Annotated in this window: 1 pseudogene; it reads right to left on the reverse strand. The window is 61.1% G+C overall.

Annotated features, from left to right (window positions below):
- Positions 1 to 750 (reverse strand): annotated as a pseudogene (locus tag HP547_RS29100) (RHS repeat protein); the annotation flags it as partial.

Below are 750 nucleotides of genomic sequence, written 5' to 3' on the forward strand. Positions count from 1 at the left end.
GATGAATCGGGTTATAGGCATGTTCCACCAGCAGCGCGGTATTCACCCCGGTGTTGTGCACTTGCGACAGCTTGTCGGCGGGCAAGGTCGAGGCAAACTGCCAGGCCTTGCGACCCATGGCGTCATAGCCAAAGCAACTGGTGAGCTTGCCCTGGGTCCGGTACACCTCGCGGTGCAGGTCATCGCGCTCCATGTCGCTGATCACCTGGCCATCCAGGTTCAGCTGGTGCAGGTGACCGCTGCCGTAATACAGGTGGTTGACCTTGCGCCCATCCGGCAGGGTCAGCGTGGTCAGGTTGCTGAGCGGGTCGTATTCGTAGCTGAGCGTCCCATCTGGAGTGATTTCCTGGGTCAGCCGGCCCAGCAGGTCGTAGGTGTATTCCAGCTTTTCTTCGGTGATGCCGAGCTGCTTGCCGATCCCGCTGGGCTGACGCTGGATGCTGAGCAGGCGGTCACCGTCGTCATAGCTGAACAGCTGCTGTGCATCGCTGTTCAGCTTGCTGAGCAAGCGGCCAATAGCATCACGCTCGAACAGCGTATGCCGCTGCGGCCGCTCGGCATTTTCGCCATAGCCAATCTCCTCCAGCCGCGTCAGATGCCCGCCGACGTTGTAGCTGAAGCGTCGGGTCAGGTTGTCCACCCGCACCTCTTCCGTCAGCCGGTCCGACACGTCGTAGGCAAAGCTGTAGGTGGCGTTGTTCTCGTTGACCAGCGCGGTCAGGCGGATGGCCTTGTCGTATTCGTAGCGCA

It is taken from the genome of Pseudomonas sp. CM27 (genome assembly GCF_013179515.1).
Lineage (GTDB): Bacteria > Pseudomonadota > Gammaproteobacteria > Pseudomonadales > Pseudomonadaceae > Aquipseudomonas.